Raw genomic sequence first — 19403 nt, forward strand, 5'->3', positions numbered from 1 at the left:
TCCCCATGTGAGAGTAGGTCATCGTCAAGATTAAATTCCGAAACCCCAATTGCGAAAGCAGTTGGGGTTTTGTTTTGCCTGCGAAAAAGTGGCTGGCCGACTCTACGGGCTCGAAGCGAGAAGCCGCACGAATCGGAACTTCAATCCTGCACAAAGCGCACGAATCTCGAAGGATCCAATCGTCGCCACGACAACCGTCTGAGGAATTCCTCATGAAGTAACCATTCGGTTTTTGTTATGGTGCAGCTCGTTTTTTTAACGGACTGATGTCTCGCCCAAGGATCGGCGCTCATTTTTCGTCAAAGAGTTGCTGTAGAAATGCCTGAACCGATACCTATCAAGGATCACGAAAAAGAGACGAAGCTGGTCAACAAGAGGTTGATCGCCTGTGCTTTGTTCGTCTTCGTGGTCAGTTGCGCGCTGGTCGTGCGCTTGTACATCCTGCAAGTGGTGGAGTTCGACTATCACTCCACGATCTCCGAGAACAACCGGGTTCACGTCCTGCCAATCCCGCCGACACGCGGCCTGATCTATGATCGTAACGGTGTGCTGTTGGCCGACAACCGCCCCAGCTTCAACCTGACCATCACCCGCGAACGCGCGACCAACGTCAATCAAGAGTTGGATGAGGTCATCAATCTTTTGCACCTGCCGGCTGAAGATCGCGGAGTCTTCGACAAAGCCATGAAGCAGTCGCGCCATCCGTTCACACCGGTGACGTTGTTCTATGAGCTGACCGAAGAACAGATCGCGGTGCTGGCCGTGAATGAGTTCCGCCTCCCAGGCCTTGATGTCGAACCACAGTTCGTCCGCAACTATCCGCTGGGCGCGCACTTCGCTCACTCTATCGGCTATGTCGGCCGGATCAACGAGAAAGAATCCAAGACCCTCGACTCCGTGGAGTACCGTGGCACGCAATCCATCGGCAAGACCGGCATTGAACGGTTCTACGAGCCGCAACTGCATGGCCACGTCGGTTACGAAGAAGTGGAAACCAATGCCCAGGGCCGGGTCTTGCGAGTGTTGAAACACACCGATCCGGTGCCCGGTAAAAACATCGTCCTGAGCCTCGACGTCAAACTCCAGGAGGCTGCGGAAGCTGCTCTGGGCGATCGGCGCGGCTCGGTGGTTGCGCTGGATCCTTCGACCGGTGAAGTGCTGGCCATGGTCAGCAATCCGAGCTTCGACCCGAACCTGTTCGTCACCGGCATCAGTTCCAAGGAGTATTCGGCGCTGCGTGATTCCATCGACCGGCCGCTGTTCAACCGCGTTTTGCGTGGGTTGTATGCGCCCGGTTCGACGATCAAACCGGAAGTGGCGATCGCCGGTCTCGATGCCGGGGTGGTCACGCCGCAAACCCGGGTGTTCGATCCGGGTTATTACCAACTGCCGGACTTCGATCACAAATACCGCAACTGGAACCACAGCGGCGACGGCTGGGTGGACATGGACGCCGCGATCATGCGTTCCAACGACACCTACTTCTACGATCTGGCACACAAACTGGGTATCGATCGTCTGCATGATTACATGGCGATGTTCGGTCTCGGCGAGAAAGTCTCGCTGGACATGTTCGAAGAGTCGCCTGGCCTGATGCCATCGCAAGCCTGGAAGCGCGCAACCCGTCGTCAGGCCTGGTTCCCCGGCGAAACCGTTATCCTTGGTATCGGCCAGGGCTACATGCAGGTCACGCCGCTGCAACTGGCTCAAGCTACGGCGCTGATCGCCAATAAAGGTGTCTGGAATCGTCCACACCTGGCCAAGACCGTCGATGGCGTCGCTCCGGTGGACGAGCATCCGATGCCGAACATCCTGCTCAAGGACCCGCGCGACTGGGATCAGGTCAACCACGGCATGCAGATGGTCATGCACGATGCCCGGGGTATTGCCCGCGCGGCAGCGGCGGGCGCGCAATATCGTATCGCGGGCAAAAGTGGTACGGCGCAGGTGGTGGCGATCAAGCAGGGCGAACGCTACAACCGCGAGAAAACCCTTGAGCGCCATCGTGACAACGCCTTGTTCGTTGGTTTCGCGCCGGCCGAGCATCCGAAGATCGCGATTTCGGTCATGATCGAAAACGGCGAGGCCGGTGGTCGGGTTGCCGGCCCAGTGGTGCGGCAGATCATGGATGCCTGGCTACTGGATCAGGACGGCCACCTCAAGCCGCAATACGCGGCGCCGACCAAGGCGCCGGGTGATCCGCACGTCTAACCGCTCCCGCTGCAGCCCCAAGTGTCGCAAGGCTATTGCCATCGCCCTGACGTTAACGTAAACATTGGCGTCAGGGCGCTGAAATAATAAAAGCGCAAAGCGGACCGCTCCGGAGCGCTTGATGGCACTTATAAAAACAACCGATCCCAAGTCCCCTCACGAAGCCCGTCTCGCCCGGGAAAAACTGCATCTCGAAGGCCAGGTGCCGGACGGCGTGCTGCGTGCGGAGATCGACGCCTCGTGGCGGCGCAGCCTGAGCCACGGCGTACATTTCAATGGCAAACATGAGCTGAGCCTGGAATCCAGCGCCAGTCTCGACGTGCTGCTGGCGAGCAATCGCCTGCTGATCGACGCCGCGCTGCCGGCCATCGATTACCTTGCCGAACGCCAGGGCAAGGAAGGTCTGATTATCCTCGCCAACTCCGATGCCACCATCCTCGCAGTCGAGGGGCGCGCCGATCGTCTCAAGGGCAGTGGTCTGCAAGACATCACGCTGGGTGCCTGCTGGAGCGAAGCCGCCCGTGGCACCAATGCCCTCGGCACCGCGCTGGTGGAGGCACGGCCCACCCTGATCGACTGTGGTGAACACTACCTCGACCGCCTCACCGATTTCTCTTGCACCTCGGTGCCCATTCATTGCCCGCAGGGCGAAATCCTCGGTGTCCTCGACCTGACCCGCGAAGGCCCCCTCGGCCGGGTGCATGACAGCACCGCGTTGCTGAGCATGGCGGTCAGTCAGATCGAGAGCCGGGTGTTCAATAACAGCTTTGCGGATCAGATCGTTCTGGCGTTTCACAGTCGCCGGCAGTATCTCGAATCGCCGTGGCAGGGCCTGCTTGCGGTCAGCCTCGGCGGGCAGATCCTGGCGGTCAGCGCCCAGGCCTGCCAGTTGCTGCGGGCCGAGCGCTCGGCGTTGGTCGGGCACCGGTGCGAGGAGTTTCTCGGGGTCGATGGCGTGCAGTTGCTGACCCGCTTGCAACAGGGCGGAGTCGGTAGCGTGCAGACCGCCAAGGGCGAATTTTTCTACAAGACCCTGCGGGCTCCGGCGCGTTCGGTCAATCTCGGCGGACCGCCGCGCAGCGTGGCGAAAACCGCCAAGCCGCCACCGAATCTCGACGCTCTCGCCGGCAGCAATACCCGCTACGCCCGTGCGCTGCGCATGGCCCGGCAAGGACTGGCCAACGAGTTGCCGGTGTTGCTGCTCGGCGAAACCGGCACCGGCAAGGAAGTGATCGCCCGCGCGCTGCACATGGCCGGCAGCCGCTGCGACAAACCCTTCGTTGCGGTGAATTGTGCAGCGATTCCCGAAGGCCTGATCGAATCGGAACTGTTCGGCTACCGCGAAGGCGCGTTCACCGGTTCGCGCCGGGGCGGGATGATCGGACGCCTGCAACAGGCCCACGGCGGCACGCTGTTTCTCGATGAGATCGGCGACATGCCGTTGGCCTTGCAGGCGCGGCTGTTGCGGGTGTTGCAGGATCGCAAAGTGGCGCCACTCGGCGCTGGCGAGGAGCAGGACATTGACGTCGCGCTGATCTGCGCCACCCACCGCGACCTCAAGCGCCAGGTCGAGGACAAGCAGTTCCGCGAAGACCTGTTCTACCGGGTCAACGGTATCAGCGTGATGCTGCCGGCCCTGCGCGAGCGCGATGATTTCGCCGCTTTGGTCGAGCGTCTGCTGAGCAAGCTCGATGCGCCGAAAGTGCTGCTGCACGATGACCTCGAACGACTGCTCGGCGCCTATCACTGGCCGGGCAACATCCGCCAACTGGAGATGGTCCTGCGCACTGCGCTGGCGATGCGCGAACCCGGCGAAACCGTGCTGACCCTCGATCACCTGCCTGACAGCATGCTCGACGAACTGTCCGCCAGCGAGAAACCCCAGGCCGGCAGCATTCGCGAGAACGAACTGGAAATGATCCGCCAATCCCTCGACACCCATCAGGGCAATGTCTCGGCCGCCGCCGACGCGCTGGGCATCAGCCGCGCGACCCTGTACCGCAAACTCAAACAGTTGCGCTCATGATGCAGCGCCTGATCGTGCGGCTGATCGACAGCCACAACCCAGCCGCGCTGCAAGCGGCGTTGCGCTGGCTGTACGGTTTCGTGCGGCCGCAGCGGCTGGCGATTGCCGGGTTGCTCGGGTTGTCGGTGTGCGCTTCGTTGCTGGTCCTGGTGCAGCCCTGGCTGGTGAAGTTGCTGATCGACGACGGGCTGCTCGCGCGCAATTTCCCGATGCTGGTGTTGATCGCGGTGCTGATGATTGTTGCCGGACTGCTCGGCACCGCGTTGTCGGGGATCAATCGCTACCTGCACACGCGTCTGTCCGGGCGAATTCTGTTTGCCCTGCGTGACGACCTCTACCGGCATTTGCAGACCCTGTCCCCAGGCTTCTACGGTCAGCGGCGGATCGGCGACCTGATGTCACGGCTCGACGGCGATGTTGCCGAGATCCAGCGCTTCGCGGTCGACTCATTGTTCTCGGCGGTGTCGAGCGTGATTGGCCTGGTGGTGGCGATCGCGATGCTCTTTACCCTCTCATGGAAACTTTCATTACTGGCGTTGGTGCTGATCCCGCTCGATGTGTTGTGGCTGCGCTGGATGCGACGCAAGGTCGAGCGGGATGTGCGGCAATTGCGCGAGCGTTCGGCGGACATGTCGTCGTTCATGGTCGAGACCTTGCCAGTGATGAAATTCATCCAGTCCGCCGGCCAGCAGCAGCGTGAAGCGCGGCGCCTGGAAAGCCTCGGCCAGGGCTACATGAATCAGTTGCTGCGCCTGCAAGTCACCGAGTTTTTCACCCAGGCAGTGCCGGGCACGTTGACCTCGTTGTCTCGCGCCTGTGCGTTTCTGATCGGCGGTTACTGGGTGGTTCAGGGCACCTGGCAACTGGGCGCGCTGATTGCGTTTTCCACGTACCTGGGCATGGCGGTCGGGCCGGTGCAGAGCCTGTTGGGGCTGTATGTGGCGATCCAGCGCATGACCGTCAGCCTTGGCCGGGTCATGGAGTTGCGCGGTGAAGAGCCGACGGTGCGTTCGCCGGTCACGCCGCAACCGTTGCCGAGTTCTGGCGAGCTGCGTTTCGACGATGTGCATTTCAGTCATCCGGGACGTGCGAGCACCCTGAGCGGGATTGCGGCGACGATCCCCTACGGTTTGAAGGTCGCGTTGAGCGGCGGCTCCGGGGTCGGCAAATCGACCCTGATCGATCTGCTGCAACGCCATCACGATCCACAGTCCGGGCGGGTGCTGCTGGGAGAGGTGGACCTGCGGGAACTGGATCTGTTCGAACTGCGCCGCCGCATTGCCGTGGTCAGTCAGGACATCGTGCTGTTTCGTGGCAGCCTCGCTGACAACCTGGCCTACGCGGTGCCGGATGCCAGTCGCGAAGCGGTTGCCGAAGTGGCGCGACTGGCGCAGCTCGACAGCCTGATCGCGTCCTTGCCCGAAGGCCTCGACAGTCCGCTCGGGGAGCGCGGGCAGCAGTTGTCCGGCGGGCAGAAGCAGCGTATCGCCATCGCTCGGGCGCTGTTGCAGGATCCGTTGATTCTGGTGCTCGACGAAGCGACGTCGGCAGTAGACGAAGCCACCGAGCGTGAAGTGATCGAAGCCATCGACCGCTTGTTTGCCGGGCGCACGCGGATCCTGATCAGTCACCGGCCGTCGACTCTGGCCGATGCCGACCTGCGCTTTGAACTCCTCGATGGCGTGCTGGTGTCGAAGACGGTGCTGCATGAAGCCTGAATGGCGTATCGGCGTGGTCGACAGTGGACACTCGGCGGCCCAGCGGGTGCAAGTGGTCGCCGGGCGCCGGTTTACCCTGCTGGAAGATGGCTTGGTGACGTCGGAGCTGCGCGACGATCCCCTCGGTCATGGCAGCGCAGTCATCGAGGCGATCAGTCGTCGTGCACCGGCCGCGCAGATTTGCGTGGCCCAGGTGTTTGATCAGCGCGGGGTGACCAGCGCGTTGCAAATCGCTTCGGCCATTGATTGGCTGGTGGCCGAGGATGTGCGGCTGATCAACCTGAGTCTGGGGCTGCGTCAGGATCGCAGTCTGTTGCGCGCAGCCTGCGAAGCGGCGGTGGCTCGCGGGGTCTTGTTGTGTGCATCGAGCCCGGCGCAGGGCGCTGCGGTGTTTCCGGCGAGTTATCCGCAGGTGTTGCGGGTGACCGGGGATGCGCGTTGCACCGATGAGCAGTGGTCGTGGCTCGACAGCGCCCAGGCGGATTTCGCCGCGTGTGTGCATGGCACGTATCCGGGGCAGTCAGGCGCGAGTCTGGGGTGTGCGGCGCTGAGTGGGCATATCGCTGCTTTTCTTGTGGAGCATCCCGAGGCGAGCAATGCCGAGGTGATTGACTGGCTCCGGCAAAACGCCCGTTATCGCGGACCGGAACGGCGAACGGGGCCATGACGACCCTGGTGATACTCGGCGCGGGGCCGGCGGGCGCAGCGGTGGCGCTGGGGCTGCGACGGTTGGGCTACGCGGTGACGCTGGTCAGCGAGTGGCGACGCTTTGCGGCGCTTGAGGGCGTCTCGCAACGGGTGCTGGAGGCGTTACGCGGAGCAGGGTTGCAACGAGCGCTGACGGACGCGACATTGCCGTCCCAGCGTCAGGTGGCGTGGAACGGCCAGCAACATGCGCAGAACATCGAGTTTCTGCTGGACCGACCGACCTTCGATCGTGGTTTGCGCGAAGACTTGGCGCTGGCCGGGGTCGAGTTGATCGAGGGGCGGGCGCTCAGTGTGCAATCCCGCTCGGACGGGCATCGGATCGAACTCGACGGCGGCAAGACCCTCGAGGCGGATTTTCTGGTGGAGGCCCGTGGGCGTCAGGCACCGGCGTCGGGCAAAGGCCTGCGCGGGCCGGAAACCGTCAGTCTGCTCAATCGCTGGCAAGGCACGCCGGGCGCAACCGCCAGTGCCGTGGAAAGCCTGGAGGATGGCTGGGCGTGGATGGCGCGTCGGGCCGATGGGCAATGTTATTGGCAGTGGACCGTGGATGTGGCGAGCGCCGGGCTGCCGGGCAAGGCGCAGTTGCTCGATTACTGTCGTGAGCGGCGCCAGGGTTCGGGTTTTGCGCGTGCTTTTTTTGCCGACGGCGACGAATTGGGTCTGCAACTGCACGCCCGCAGCAGCACGGCGATTCTGGCGCCGCAGGTCTGTGGCGAAAACTGGATTCGTGTCGGCGATGCGGCAATGGCGGTGGATCCGCTGTCCGGCAACGGGATTTTCCAGTCGCTGTCTTCGGCGTTGCAGGCGCCGGTGGTGATCAACACTTTGTTGGTCAAGCCCGAGCGAGCGTTGTTGGCGCAAGCCTTTCATCGGCAACGGGTGGAGCAGTTGTTCATGCGCTTTGCGCGGATCGGCCGGGATTTTTATGCCGATGAACAGCGTTGGGCCGAGCAACCGTTCTGGCTGGCGCGGCGGCAGTGGCCGGATGCGGAAGTGGCGCATGCGGCAGCGGATTTTGCGGCATTGCGGATCGAGCGGATGCCGGTGCTGCGCGACGGGTTGGTCGATGAGGCCGAGGTGGTGATCACGGCGGATCAGCCGCTGGGGATCTGGCATGTGCAGGGGGTGGAGTTGGCACCGCTGGTGCGGCGGTTGCGGGGCGAATCGGTCGGGCAGGTGTTGGCGGGGTTGAGCGAAGAGCAGGGCAGGGTGATCCGGGGATGGTTGTTGAGTCAGGGATACCGGCCCTGACCCTCTCCCAATGGGAGAGGGAACCTGCGCTGGGGTGAGGGGCTTTTGATCTTCTACAACTTGATCAACACCGATTTCAGTTCGGTGTAGTGCTCTATCGCCGCATACCCCATCTCCCGTCCAACCCCCGACATCTTGTAACCGCCAAACGGCAGCGCCGGATCCAGCGCGCTGTGACAGTTGACCCACACCGAGCCCGACTTGATCCGTGGAATCATCCGATGCACCGCCGCCAGATCATTCGACCAGATACTGGCGCCCAGGCCATAAGGACTGTCATTGGCCATGCGCAACGCATCCGCCTCGTCATCGAACGGAATCGCTACCAGCACGGGGCCAAAGATCTCTTCCTGCACCAGCGAATGCTGCTGATCGACATCGACGATCACCGTCGGCTTGACGAAGAACCCCGGCCCGAACTGCTCGCCACCGCAGGCGATGGTCGCGCCGCTTTCCCGGCCCATTTCGATGTAGCGGTAGACGCGCTCCTGCTGGCGCGCGGAAATCAGTGGACCCATCTCCACGCTCGGGTCGAGGCCGTTGCCCAGTTTCATGGCGTTGGCGATGTCGCTGATGTCCGCCACCACATTGTCGAAATGCTTGCGCTGCACATACAGGCGCGAACCGGCGCAGCAGACCTGGCCCTGGTTGAAGAAAATCGCGCTGGCCGCACCGGCTGCTGCGGTTTTCAGGTCGGCGTCGGCCATGACGATGGTCGGTGATTTGCCGCCCAGCTCCAGGGTCACGCGGGTCATCGAATCCATGGCGATCTTGCCGATCTGTTTGCCGACGGCAGTGGAACCGGTGAAGGTCAGTTTGTCGACCAGCGGGTTGTGGGTCAGGGCCGAACCGGCGGTGATCCCGGTGCCGGTGACCACGTTGAACACGCCTTCGGGGTAGCCGGCCTCCAGCACCAGTTCCGCCAGTTTCAGCGCAGTCAGTGGGGTTTCGTCGGCAGGCTTGAGCACCACGGTGCAACCGGTGGCGAGCGCAGGGCCGAGTTTCCAGCAGGCCAGCAGCAACGGGAAGTTCCAGGCGACGATGGCGCCGACCACGCCCACCGCTTCGCGGCGAATGAAACTGTGGAACTGATCGCCAGGCATCAGTGGCAGCGATACCTCGACGCTGGAGCCTTCGATCTTGGTCGCCCAGCCAGCCATGTAGCGCAGGAAGTCGATCGCTAGTTGCACGTCCATCACTTGCGCCACGGCCGCGCTTTTGCCGTTGTTCAGGCATTCCAGTTGCGCCAGCAGCTCGGCGTCGCGCTGCATCAGGTCGGCGAGTTTCCACAGCAGGTTCTGCCGCTCACGGGGACGGGTGCGGCTCCAGGCCGAATCATCGAAGGCCTGACGTGCAGCGAGTACCGCGCGGTCGACATCCTCCGCAGTGGCCCTGGGCACCACGCACAGTATTTCCCCGGTGGCGGGGTTGTGCAGCGGCATGGTCTGGCCGTCGGCAGCTTCGACCCAATCGCCGCCGATCAGCATGCGTGGCGGGCGCTGGATGAAGGCCGAAGTGGCGGGAAGCAGATAGGGCAGGGACATGGCGAGACCTCTTGTTCTTCGATGGTGTGAGCAGGGTTTCGCAATGGCTGTGCCAACACTCCGGAAAGGGCGTGCAGCGCTGTCATGCGGGGGGAAAGGCAGAGCGAGGAGGGGGTGATGAGGGGGAATTTGTCGCAAAACGCAACAGTCATTGAGACGCAAGATACGGATCGGGGCCGTGTTGTCGGGCTCGGGACAAAACAGTGGCCGATCTGCTGTAGGAAGAGTCGCTGGCCTGTTGGTTTACAGCGGCTGGTAGATAAAAGAGGTTCGAGCTAACGTCCTTTTCCATCGGCGTCTCGGGGGTGGACGCGGATTCGGCGGATGATTCGTTGCCGCCGGTTTTTCAGCTTTGTCTGCCATGGAACCGGCAGGTTCGGGTTTTCACAAGGATGTCGATGAACAACAAAACCATTCGATGGACGACCAACTTAATGATGGGTATGGGGACTGGATTCATGGTGACGGGGGCTGCTGCATTCGTGATTGGCAACGTGAGTGATGCCGACACGATCCGCACAAGTGCTGCGATGACTGTCAGCAGTTTTTTCGTCATCGCTGCCTCTTTCGCCGTAGCCCTGCTCGAGGATAAATCATGACTTACCCAATGATTTTGGGCTTGTGGGTACTCGCGATCGCTTTGCTTATCGCGTTCGCGTTTTACCGGGATTATCGGATTGAAACCAAATCGCGTGGCACCAGAGAGTTGGCCGCAAAAGCGCAAGTACAGGAGACGAACTCAATGGTTTGCGAGTCTTGTGGGCGCTACAGGGTTCACCCGGACAACTCCGTTCGCTAGCCCCGAATGGGCGCTTGCCAATACAGGTCCGCCCGAGGGTGAGACCTGTATTGGCAAGGAGAATCGGTCAGCGCTCAGGGTTGGTATAAACCTTGTGCCCACCTTTCCAGGTTTCGCAGACCTTGATGTCACGGATGCTGGTGGCCGGGACGTTTTCGTCGAGCGGGTTCTGCCCGAGGATCACGAAGTCGGCGAAGTATCCGTCCTGCAACGAGCCGGTGAATTTATCCGCGTGACATTGCCAGGCCGCGTCATAGGTGATGGCTTTCAACGCCTCTTCTCGGCTCAGGCACTGGGCCTTGTTGAGCACCGGTTGTTGCGCTGGATCATCAATGAAGGTGCCGTCCTCGCCGCGTTTGCCTTCGAGTTTTCGGGTCACCGCCTGTTCCATGGAGCGCAGCGGTCCCAGTGGCGTGACCGTGCAATCGCTGTGCAGTGAGATGCGCAGACCGCGGCCCAGGGCGTCCTTGCACAAGTCGAGCATGTCGGTGGCTTTGGATTCGAAAATCGCCTGCTCGAACACATAACCCCAATAACCCACATGACCGATCAGGAAGCTGGGCGAGATGCCCAGGGTCTGCAGTTGATCGAGGGTGTCGGTTTTCAGCAGTGAGCAGTGTTCGATGCGATGACGTTTCTCCAGGCCGCTCTGACCGTTCAGTGCAGTCTTGTACGCCTGTAGGGTGAATTCGATCGCACGGTCGCCGTTGGCGTGGATCATCAGTGGCCAGCCCGTGGCCACGGCCTTGTTCAGGGTCGTCTGATAGGCGTCGGGGAGGGTGGTCGGTGTGGTGTTTTCCGCGCCGGGATCACAGAAGTTGAAGTTGCCTTTTTCCGGTGTGGTCTCGCAGCAGTAGCGATGCTCCTGATAACCCGTCAGCCCCTGGTTCGAGCCGTCGGAGATCAGTTTCACCGAGCCCTGGTAAAACAGCCGGGCCGCTTCTTTGGTCACCGGTTTGTAGGGCGCGATGTGGCTGAAATCCACGCCGTCGCAAGCCGCCGCGTAACCCACGCGCAGGTTGCGTGAATGGGTCAGGCCGTACGCTTCGAGAATCAGTTTGGAGGTCTTGTCCACCATCGCGTCATACAGCAGGGTGATGCCGCGTTTGGAGGCCGTTTCAAAGTAGTGCTTCATGTACTTGAAGATATTCACCACATCCAGCGCCTGCGCCAGCGGGATCGACAGGATGGCCGGCATGATGCCGGCTTCTTCCTGCAGCCTGCCCTGGGTTTTCTCGAGGAAGTCCTCGTAGCTGGTGTAGTGACTGCGCAGCTTCTCGCTGGCCTTGTTCTGATGGTGATACACGGCGTCGCACGCGGCGGTATTCAGGTAAACGGTGTGCATCGAGGCGCTGATCATCAACAGCGGGCGGTCGGACACGATGCTGTCAAGGTTGCCGGTGTTGTCGGTGTTTTTGTCGAAGTGCCGGTCGCAGTAAAAGGACGTGAGGGTGTTCAATTCACCCTTTTTCCTTGCCTTGACGAAGGGCATCAGGGCGGGGTCGACCATGCGTCCCAGAAACCAGCTCGACTTTCCGTCGGGAAGGTTTTCACTGATCCTTTTTTTGAGCCAGCTCCAGTCATAACGGGGTTTCAAGCGCTGCGTAGCGTTGTCGATCGGCCCCAGATCGACCCAGCCTTCCATGATGCAGGACTGGACGATATGCATGTGCGGCTCGATCAGGCCCGGGATCAGCGTCTTGCCGTTCAACGGATAGGTCTTGTAATGAATGCCCCTGTCTTTCATGCACTGCTGAACGTAAGCCAGGGTGCCCGAAGCGACCACGTCGCCGCCATGGATGCCGAGCGCGTCGACCCGTTCCTTCATGTTGCCGTCTTTGAGGGGATAGATGATGCCGTCGGTGAAAATCAACGACTCGCTGCCGGGTTCCGGCAGCAGGCCGGCGACCGTGCCTGTGAAGGCTTTGAGGTCGACCGTGTGCTTGAGTGCGTTCCATACCGGGTTTTCACAGCCGCAGTGCGTGCAGTTGTGACCAGTTCCTTGTGATCCCATGATTCCATTCCTCAGGTTGTCGGTGGTGTGAGGTGTGTCGCACTGAACATGCGAACAGCAAGCGTAGCAGGCACATTGATATCAGACGGTCACTCGTCGGCCGTCCGCTGGCGGGCACGGCAACTATGCTTGTCTCACACTGCAACAGCTGTCGCGAAATTGGACGCTGGCGAACATCGCCAGTGTCGTTGCGGCGTAGTGATCTTCACGTAACTGCTTGATTGAAAAGCTTATCGGCAAGCTGGCACGCTCCGTGTATTGCTCATCGCAGACGTTTCGCTTGCCTCCGTTCGCGGCGTGCCGCCAACGGCAGAAACCATAAAAACGATAAGCCACAACAATAAGAAAGCACCGTGCGAGGTTCGACGTTGATGAAGAGAAAACTCCGATCAGGCATGAGCGCCAGCCTGCTGGCCGTGGCCGCTTGTGTCGCCCTGCATTCCCCCCACAGCCTGGCGGCGCGCGATGCGCAGACCATCCTCAAGGAAACCTGCCAAGGCTGTCACACCCCGGAAGCCGATAATGCCCTGAGCCGCATCAGCCACCAGCGCAAGACCCCGGAAGGCTGGCTGATGAGCATCGCCCGCATGCAAACCATGCACGGCCTGCAGATCAGCGACGATGATCGCCGCACCCTGGTCAAATACCTGGCCGACACCCAAGGCCTGGCGCCTAGCGAAACCGATGGCGTGCGTTACGCGCTGGAGCGGCGGTTGAACACCGTTGAGCAGTTCGACGAGAAAACCGCGCAGATGTGCGGCCGCTGTCACTCCGGCGCGCGGGTCGCCCTGCAACGGCGTCCGGCGCAGGAATGGGAACGGCTGGTGAATTTCCATCTCGGTCAATGGCCGTCGCTGGAGTATCAGGCCCTGGCCCGCGACCGCGACTGGTTCGATATCGCCCGCAAGGAGATGGTGCCGCTACTGGCCAAGCGTTATCCGCTGGACAACCCGGCCTGGCAGAAGTGGCTGAAAACCGCACCGAAAGCCGACGCGCTGGTCGGCAACTGGAACTTCAGCGGCCACCTGCCGGGCAAGGGCGAACTGGCCGGCAGCATGAACGTCAGCGCCGACGGCAGCGACACCTTCAAGGTCAGCGTCAAGGGCCAGTACGCCGATGGTAGCCCGTTCAATGGCGACGGCAGCGCGATCCTCTACAGCGGTTACGAATGGCGCGGCAACGTGACCATCGACGGCGTGACCATGCGTCAGGTGTTCGCTGCGCAGGGCAATGCCATGCAGGGCCGGATGTTCGAGGCCGAGCATGACGAGCGCGGCCTGGACTTTGTGGCAGCCAAGCAGGGTTCGCAACGCTTGCTGGCGGTACAACCGGGTTACGTGAAGGCCGGCAGTGAAACCGAAGTGACCCTGATCGGCAGCGGTTTGAGCGGCAAGCCGAGCTTTGGCAAAGGCGTGGAAGTGGTCGAAGTGCTCGAGCAGAGCGCCGGGCAAATCAAGGTCAAGGTTAAAACGGCAGCCAATGCCCCGGCCGGGTTGCGCGCGGTCAGTGTCGGCAACCTGAAAGGCCCGAGTCTGTCGGTGTACAGCCAGATCGCCTCGGTCAAGGTCGTGCCGGAGTTCTCCGTGGCGCGGATCGGCGAGGGCGGCGGCTCGACGCCGAAAGTCCAGGGCCGTTTCGACGCGGAAGCCTGGGGCAAGGGCGCCGACGGCAAGCCGTATCGCATTGGTGTGTTCCCGGCGCAGTGGAAGGTCGAAGCCTTCGACGAGCGCGCCAGGGAGGACGAGGACGTCAAGTTCGCCGGCACCATGCAGGCCGATGCGGGCGTGTTCACGCCGGGTGATGCCGGGCCGAATCCGGCACGCAAGATGTCCACCAACAATGCCGGCAACCTCAAGGTGATCGCCGCCGTCGACGACGCAGGGAAATCCCTCACCGGCGAAGGTCACATGATCGTCACCGTGCAACGCTGGAACAATCCACCCATTCCGTAAGGCTGGCCGGAAACGCTTCCAGACACTTTTCGGAATGACCGCAGGTCCCGCCGGACGGGGCTTGCACAGGAGGTTTGCAATGGGCGCTATCTTGAATCTGGTCGAGCGTAACCTGCACGAAGTGCACGTTGATGCCGACCGCATGCTGTTCCATATCCCCAGCAGTTCGCTGTTCGCCAGCGATGAGCTGACCGGCACCATCATCGACGCGTTGCGCGGCCCCGGCTGCTCCTCGGAAGACCTGATCCAGCGCCTTGGCGCGCGCTTCAACGGCGAGGAAATCCACGAGACCCTGCGCGAGCTGATCTCGCTGGAGCTGGTCAGCGACGGCTCGCCACTGACCCCGGACATCGCTGTCAAACGGGTCGAGCGCACGGCGATCAACACCGTGGTGCTCAACGTCAACACCGGCTGCAACCTGAGCTGCACCTACTGCTACAAGGAAGACCTCGACAAGCCGTCCGCCGGCAAGAAAATGGACGTCGAGACTGCCATCGCCTCCGTGGAAATGCTGCTGCGCGAGTCCCCCGACGAAGAGCGTTTCACCGTGGTGTTTTTCGGCGGTGAACCACTGAGCAACCGCAAGCTGATCGAGTACATGGTCGACTACTGCGAAAAACGCTTTGCCGAGGCAGGCAAGTTCGTCGAGTTCGTCATGACCACCAACGCCACGCTGCTCACCGAAGAAACCGTGGACTATCTCAATGCCCACCGCTTCGGTTTGTCGGTGAGCATCGACGGGCCGAAAACCGTGCACGACCGCAACCGCATCACCGTGGGCGGGCAGGGCACCTATGACGTGGTGCGGCGCAAGGCCGAGATGCTGCTGTCGCGCTACAACAGCCGTCCGGTCGGCGCGCGGGTGACGTTGACCACGGGTGTCACCGATGTCGAAACCATCTGGGATCACCTGTTCAACGAGTTGAAGTTCGCGGAAGTCGGGTTTGCCCCGGTGACCTCTGGCGACATCAGCAGCTTCAACCTGAGCAACGCCGAACTGGTCGAGGTGTTCGCCAGCATGAAGCGCCTCGGGCGACGTTATCTGGACGCGGCACTGGAACATCGCAACATCGGCTTTTCCAACCTGCACCAGTTGATCACCGATATCCACGAAGGCCACAAAAAGGCGCTGCCGTGCGGCGCGGGATTGAAGATGCTGGCGGTCGATCACAAGGGCGAGCTGAACCTGTGCCACCGCTTCACCGGCTCATCGCTACCGACTTTCGGCAACGTCCACAACGGTGTGAAACAGGTTGAACTGAACGACTTCCTGTCCCAGCGCCTGGATCGCACCAACACCGGTTGCCACGACTGCCGGATCCGCAACCTGTGTTCCGGCGGCTGCTACCACGAGAGCTACGCCCGTTACGGCGATGCGGCGCACCCGACGTATCACTATTGCGAACTGATGCGTGACTGGGTCGATTTCGGCATCGAGGTCTACACCCGGATCATGGCCAATAACCCTGCGTTCATCAGCAGCTACATCACTCCGCGCAAGGCTCACTGATATGAAACATCTCAAGGCAATCAATAACAAAGCGTTGAAGCTGGATCAGGCGGCGGACGAGAACCGCATTGAAGAGGTGGTGGCGATGAGCTCCGTCGCCGGTTGCGCCTCGACCACCGATCCGGGCTGGGAAATCGATGCGTTCGGCGGGGTGTCGTCGCTGTGCCAGCCGATGGAGGCGGACCTGTATGGCTGCTCCGACCCTTGCTGGTGGCCGGCCCAGGTGCCGGACATGATGAGCACCTACCCGGACTGGAACAAGGATGCCCAGGCGTCCAACGAAAACTGGCGCAACCTCGGCACGGTCTTCCCGAAAGACAAATGATGCCCTTGAACAAGCAGCGTACAAGAAGAAGGATTCCAGCATGCCTAGCATCAACACAGCCTGCGGCCTGGCCGCGTTCGCCGCGCTGAGCGTTTGTTCGTTCAGTGTTCTGGCCGATGAGAACACCGCGCTGCAGGACGGTCACGAATACATGTTGACCACCAATTACCCGAACAACCTGAACGTCATCGACCTGGCCACCGACAGCCTGTACAAGACCTGCAAGATGCCCGACGCTTTCGGTCCCGGCACCGTGCAGCTGTCGCCGGATCGCAAGACCGCCTATGTGCTGAACAACCATTACGCCGACGTTTACGGTGTCGAACTGGACAACTGCAAACAGGTGTTCCACGCCAGCATCACCCAGCAACCGGGGGAAAAGGCGCGGTCGATGTTCGCCTTTACGGTCAGCCATGACGGCAAGGAAATCTACACCATCGCCAACCCGACGCTGATGCTCAACGACCGCTACGAGGTCAGGCAGCCGCGCCTGGATGTCTACGCCGCTGACGCCGGGATGAACGCCAAACCGGTGCGCAGCTTTGCGGCGCCACGGCAGTTGACGATCATGCAGAGCGGCGATGATGGCACGTTGTATGTGGCCGGCGCCGATGTGTACAAGGTCGATGTGAAAACCGGCAAATTCGATGTGCTGATCCCCAGTCGCCACTGGAAGCGCCCCAACTACAGCGCACCGGACGTGCTCTACGTGTGGAACCAGCAGACTTATCGCCACGACTTCTCGCTGCTCTACACCGCTGCCAAGTTCAAGGACAAGAAGCAGGACCCGGCCACCGCCGAATACCTGTACGGCCTGTTCAGCATCGACCTGAAGACCGGCAAGACCGAAACCACCGACTTCGGCCCGCTGACGGAAATCTACTTCAGCGGCATGCGCTCGCCGAAGGACCCGAACCTGATGTTCGGCGTGCTCAACCGCCTGGCCAAGTACGACATCAAGCAGAAGAAGCTGATTCAGGCGGCAACCCTGGATCATTCCTACTACTGCATTTCGTTCAACAAGGAGGGCACCAAGATCTACCTGGCCGGGACGTTCAACGATGTGGCGATCTTCGATGCGGAGACGATGAAACAGACCGGCAGTATCAAGTTGCCGGGTGGGGATATGGCGATTACCACGGCGCAGGTTTTCGTCCGTTAATTTGCCTCACCTGAACTGCCGCCATCGCGAGCAAGTCGAGTCGTTGTACCGAGTCGACTTGCTCGCGATGAGGCCGTCACAACCTTCAAGTCATCAGGCCCCAGGCACCGGGCACCCCAAATCACCTTCCTCACACTTCAAATACTGCTTGAGCGCCTCGACCCGTGCCTTGGTCACGCCAGTCATGCAGTTGCTGTAGATCAGCGGATAAACACTCCCGCCCGTCACCCCGGACGCAGAGAACTTGCACTCCGCATCGCGAAACCCGATCCACGCCCGTTGCGCGCCCACCAGCAGCTTTTTGCCGTCGGGGTTGTCCTTCAGTCGCGCGGTGATCTGCTGGTAGACCGTGTTCAGTTCCTTGTCCGCCGCCTTGAATTCCTGCCCGGCGCATTGGTTCATCGTCGACTGGTCGCTGGCGTTGGCACAGTCGACGGCGGCGTGGGCCAGGGAGGTGAACAGCAATGGCGTCAGGAGCAAAAAGAGGCGTGGGGACATAAGGGTTCTCACTGTGATGAATGGACGTGCCGAGCAGTGTAGTGACTTCAATGCACTACTGAGATTCGCGCAGCCTGGACGCCTTGAGCAACGGGTCAGCCGTCGCCGCGATCGAGCGTCCGCACGGGATTGATACAACTTCGCATTGGACATGTGGTCATACAAGCCTACTGTTCAAAACAGGAGGTGACGTATGAAACCAGTACCTAACAGCTTTGAACGTAAAATCACCCTCAAGTCGCCGCGTTCCCACGTCTGGCGCGCTCTGGTCGATGCGGAGGCGTTCGGCCAGTGGTTTGGCGTTGCGCTGGAGGGCCGGCGGTTCATCGCCGGTGAGTGGACGCAGGGGCAGGTCACGTATCGCGGCTATGAGCATGTGTTATGGAATGTGTTGGTGGAGCGCGTCGAACCGCAGACCTTGTTTTCCTTCCGCTGGCATCCCTACGCGGTGAACCCGAAGATCGATTACTCCACGGAGCCGACCACGCTGGTCAAGTTCGAGCTGGAGGATTACGAGGGCGGCACCTTGCTGAAAGTCTCCGAGACAGGCTTTGCGCACATCCCCGATTTTCGCCAGAAAGAGGCGTACTACATGGACAGTCGTGGCTGGGAGGAGCAAATGAGCCGGCTCGAGCAATTCCTCATTGAAAGTGATCGGGCCCGGGAGCGTGAGGGTGGCTGACGGCGACCTGTTCGAGCCGTGGCTGCAACGCTGGGCGCTGGTGCCGGACGGCGCGCCGATCATCACCCCGGGCAGCCGTCTGTTGCCGGTGCGCCGGGGCGATACCCCGGCGATGCTCAAGGTCGCCGTGGATGCCGAGGAAAAGTACGGCAATCTGCTGATGACCTGGTGGGATGGCGACGGCGCGGCCCGGGTGCTGGCCCAGCATCAGGACGGGTTGCTGCTGGAGCGGGCCATGGGCCGGCGTTCGTTGATGCACATGGCGCTCAATGGCGAGGACGACACGGCCAGCCGGATCCTGTGTACGGCGCTGGCGCGCTTGCATGCACCGCGTCCAACGCCGCCACCGCCGCTGGTGGAGCTGGCGCCATGGTTCGCTTCGCTGCGAATGGCTGCCGCCGAACAGGGTGGGGTGTATAGGCGCAGCTTGCAGACCGCCGAAACCTTGCTCGCCGAACCTCAGGAGGTTGTGGTGCTGCACGGCGACATGCACCACGACAATGTGCTGGACTTCGGCCCGCGTGGCTGGCTGGCCATCGACCCCAAACGGGTGTGCGGTGAGCGCGGCTATGACTACGCCAACCTGATCTGCAACCCCGAGTTGCCCACCGCCACCGATCCCGAACGCTTTCGACGACAGGTCGAGGTCATCTGCGAAGCGGCAGGGCTGGAGCGCCGACGTTTGCTGCAATGGGTGCTGGCGTTCGCGGGACTGTCTGCTGCGTGGTTCCTGGAGGATGACGAGCAAACGGCCGCTGCGGGGCAGCTGAAAGTCGCACAGCTCGCGGCTTGCGCGCTCGATGCCTGACAGGGCTAAGGGTTTTCGGAAGGGGCGCTATGGCGAATGTCTTACACGCGATGGTAGCTATGTCGACTATTGCCGATTGGATCCGAAGCGTAATCTAGCCTCATCAACTGAAGCACAGGGAGTGTTTCAGGATCACGGATGATCGACCAATGCAAGGATCGCTGCCGACAGGGAGTCGATATGGTCTTGGGAAAA

Annotated in this window: 15 protein-coding genes; 12 read left to right on the plus strand and 3 right to left on the minus strand. The window is 61.5% G+C overall.

From position 1 onward, the window contains the following. The first annotated feature begins 318 nt into the window (after positions 1-318). The 5 genes from mrdA to N8H74_RS23335 all read left to right on the plus strand — a co-directional run bounded on the left by mrdA (position 319) and on the right by N8H74_RS23335 (position 7914). The gene (gene mrdA / locus N8H74_RS23315; protein WP_262150613.1) at positions 319-2211 is read left to right on the plus strand and encodes a penicillin-binding protein 2; all 1893 of its coding nucleotides are present in this window, start codon (positions 319-321) and stop codon (positions 2209-2211) included. A gap of 121 nt (positions 2212-2332) precedes the next feature. Further along, positions 2333-4237, plus strand: coding sequence for a sigma-54-dependent Fis family transcriptional regulator (locus tag N8H74_RS23320; protein ID WP_262150615.1), 1905 nt, complete (start codon positions 2333-2335; stop codon positions 4235-4237). Next, positions 4237-5955, plus strand: a complete 1719-nt coding sequence (locus tag N8H74_RS23325; RefSeq protein ID WP_262150870.1) for an ABC transporter ATP-binding protein — start codon at positions 4237-4239, stop codon at positions 5953-5955. The genes N8H74_RS23320 and N8H74_RS23325 overlap by 1 nt, the downstream gene beginning before the upstream one ends. After that, entirely contained in the window at positions 5945-6622 is a 678-nt protein-coding gene (locus N8H74_RS23330) for a S8 family serine peptidase (RefSeq protein ID WP_262150617.1), read from the plus strand. Before N8H74_RS23325 ends, N8H74_RS23330 begins: the two co-directional genes overlap by 11 nt. Then, positions 6619-7914, plus strand: coding sequence for an FAD-dependent monooxygenase (locus N8H74_RS23335; protein WP_262150619.1), 1296 nt, complete (start codon positions 6619-6621; stop codon positions 7912-7914). Before N8H74_RS23330 ends, N8H74_RS23335 begins: the two co-directional genes overlap by 4 nt. Before the next feature lie 53 nt (positions 7915-7967). On the opposite strand, the gene N8H74_RS23340 is transcribed toward N8H74_RS23335, so the two are convergent. Further along, positions 7968-9458 carry an aldehyde dehydrogenase family protein gene (locus tag N8H74_RS23340; RefSeq protein ID WP_262150621.1) on the minus strand — a complete coding sequence of 497 codons (1491 nt, stop codon included), beginning with the start codon at positions 9456-9458 and terminating at the stop codon, positions 7968-7970. A 398-nt stretch (positions 9459-9856) separates the two neighbouring features. Between N8H74_RS23340 and N8H74_RS23345 the strand changes: the two genes are divergently transcribed. Next, the gene (locus N8H74_RS23345; protein ID WP_217831522.1) at positions 9857-10057 is read left to right on the plus strand and encodes a hypothetical protein; all 201 of its coding nucleotides are present in this window, start codon (positions 9857-9859) and stop codon (positions 10055-10057) included. A 267-nt stretch (positions 10058-10324) separates the two neighbouring features. Here N8H74_RS23345 and N8H74_RS23350 read toward each other — a convergent pair whose 3' ends face one another. Further along, entirely contained in the window at positions 10325-12271 is a 1947-nt protein-coding gene (locus N8H74_RS23350; RefSeq protein ID WP_262150624.1) for an amidohydrolase family protein, read from the minus strand. Between the two features lie 371 nt (positions 12272-12642). Between N8H74_RS23350 and peaA the strand changes: the two genes are divergently transcribed. The 4 genes from peaA (at position 12643) to peaD (ending at position 17220) form a co-directional block, all read left to right on the plus strand. After that, on the plus strand, positions 12643-14223 hold the full coding sequence (peaA, locus tag N8H74_RS23355) for a quinohemoprotein amine dehydrogenase subunit alpha (RefSeq protein WP_262150626.1): 1581 nt from the start codon (positions 12643-12645) through the stop codon (positions 14221-14223). Positions 14224-14302: 79 nt separating this feature from the next. Continuing rightward, positions 14303-15733 carry a quinohemoprotein amine dehydrogenase maturation protein gene (peaB, locus tag N8H74_RS23360; RefSeq protein WP_262150628.1) on the plus strand — a complete coding sequence of 477 codons (1431 nt, stop codon included), beginning with the start codon at positions 14303-14305 and terminating at the stop codon, positions 15731-15733. Position 15734: 1 nt separating this feature from the next. Next, the gene (qhpC, locus tag N8H74_RS23365) at positions 15735-16058 is read left to right on the plus strand and encodes a quinohemoprotein amine dehydrogenase subunit gamma (RefSeq protein WP_007971075.1); all 324 of its coding nucleotides are present in this window, start codon (positions 15735-15737) and stop codon (positions 16056-16058) included. 40 nt (positions 16059-16098) lie between these two features. Beyond that, positions 16099-17220 carry a quinohemoprotein amine dehydrogenase subunit beta gene (gene peaD, locus N8H74_RS23370; RefSeq protein ID WP_262150634.1) on the plus strand — a complete coding sequence of 374 codons (1122 nt, stop codon included), beginning with the start codon at positions 16099-16101 and terminating at the stop codon, positions 17218-17220. A 93-nt stretch (positions 17221-17313) separates the two neighbouring features. On the opposite strand, the gene N8H74_RS23375 is transcribed toward peaD, so the two are convergent. Then, positions 17314-17718, minus strand: a complete 405-nt coding sequence (locus tag N8H74_RS23375; RefSeq protein ID WP_217831529.1) for a lysozyme inhibitor LprI family protein — start codon at positions 17716-17718, stop codon at positions 17314-17316. Positions 17719-17911: 193 nt separating this feature from the next. Here N8H74_RS23375 and N8H74_RS23380 point away from each other — a divergent pair, with 193 nt between their 5' ends. Both N8H74_RS23380 and N8H74_RS23385 read left to right on the plus strand, forming a co-directional pair. Then, entirely contained in the window at positions 17912-18400 is a 489-nt protein-coding gene (locus N8H74_RS23380; RefSeq protein WP_217831530.1) for an SRPBCC family protein, read from the plus strand. Continuing rightward, positions 18393-19208 (plus strand): aminoglycoside phosphotransferase family protein, encoded by an 816-nt coding sequence (locus N8H74_RS23385; protein WP_262150636.1) that lies wholly within the window; start codon positions 18393-18395, stop codon positions 19206-19208. The genes N8H74_RS23380 and N8H74_RS23385 overlap by 8 nt, the downstream gene beginning before the upstream one ends. Positions 19209-19403 lie beyond the last annotated feature (195 nt).

Source organism: Pseudomonas sp. B2M1-30, from assembly GCF_025447575.1.
Classification (GTDB): Bacteria; Pseudomonadota; Gammaproteobacteria; order Pseudomonadales; family Pseudomonadaceae; genus Aquipseudomonas; species Aquipseudomonas botevensis.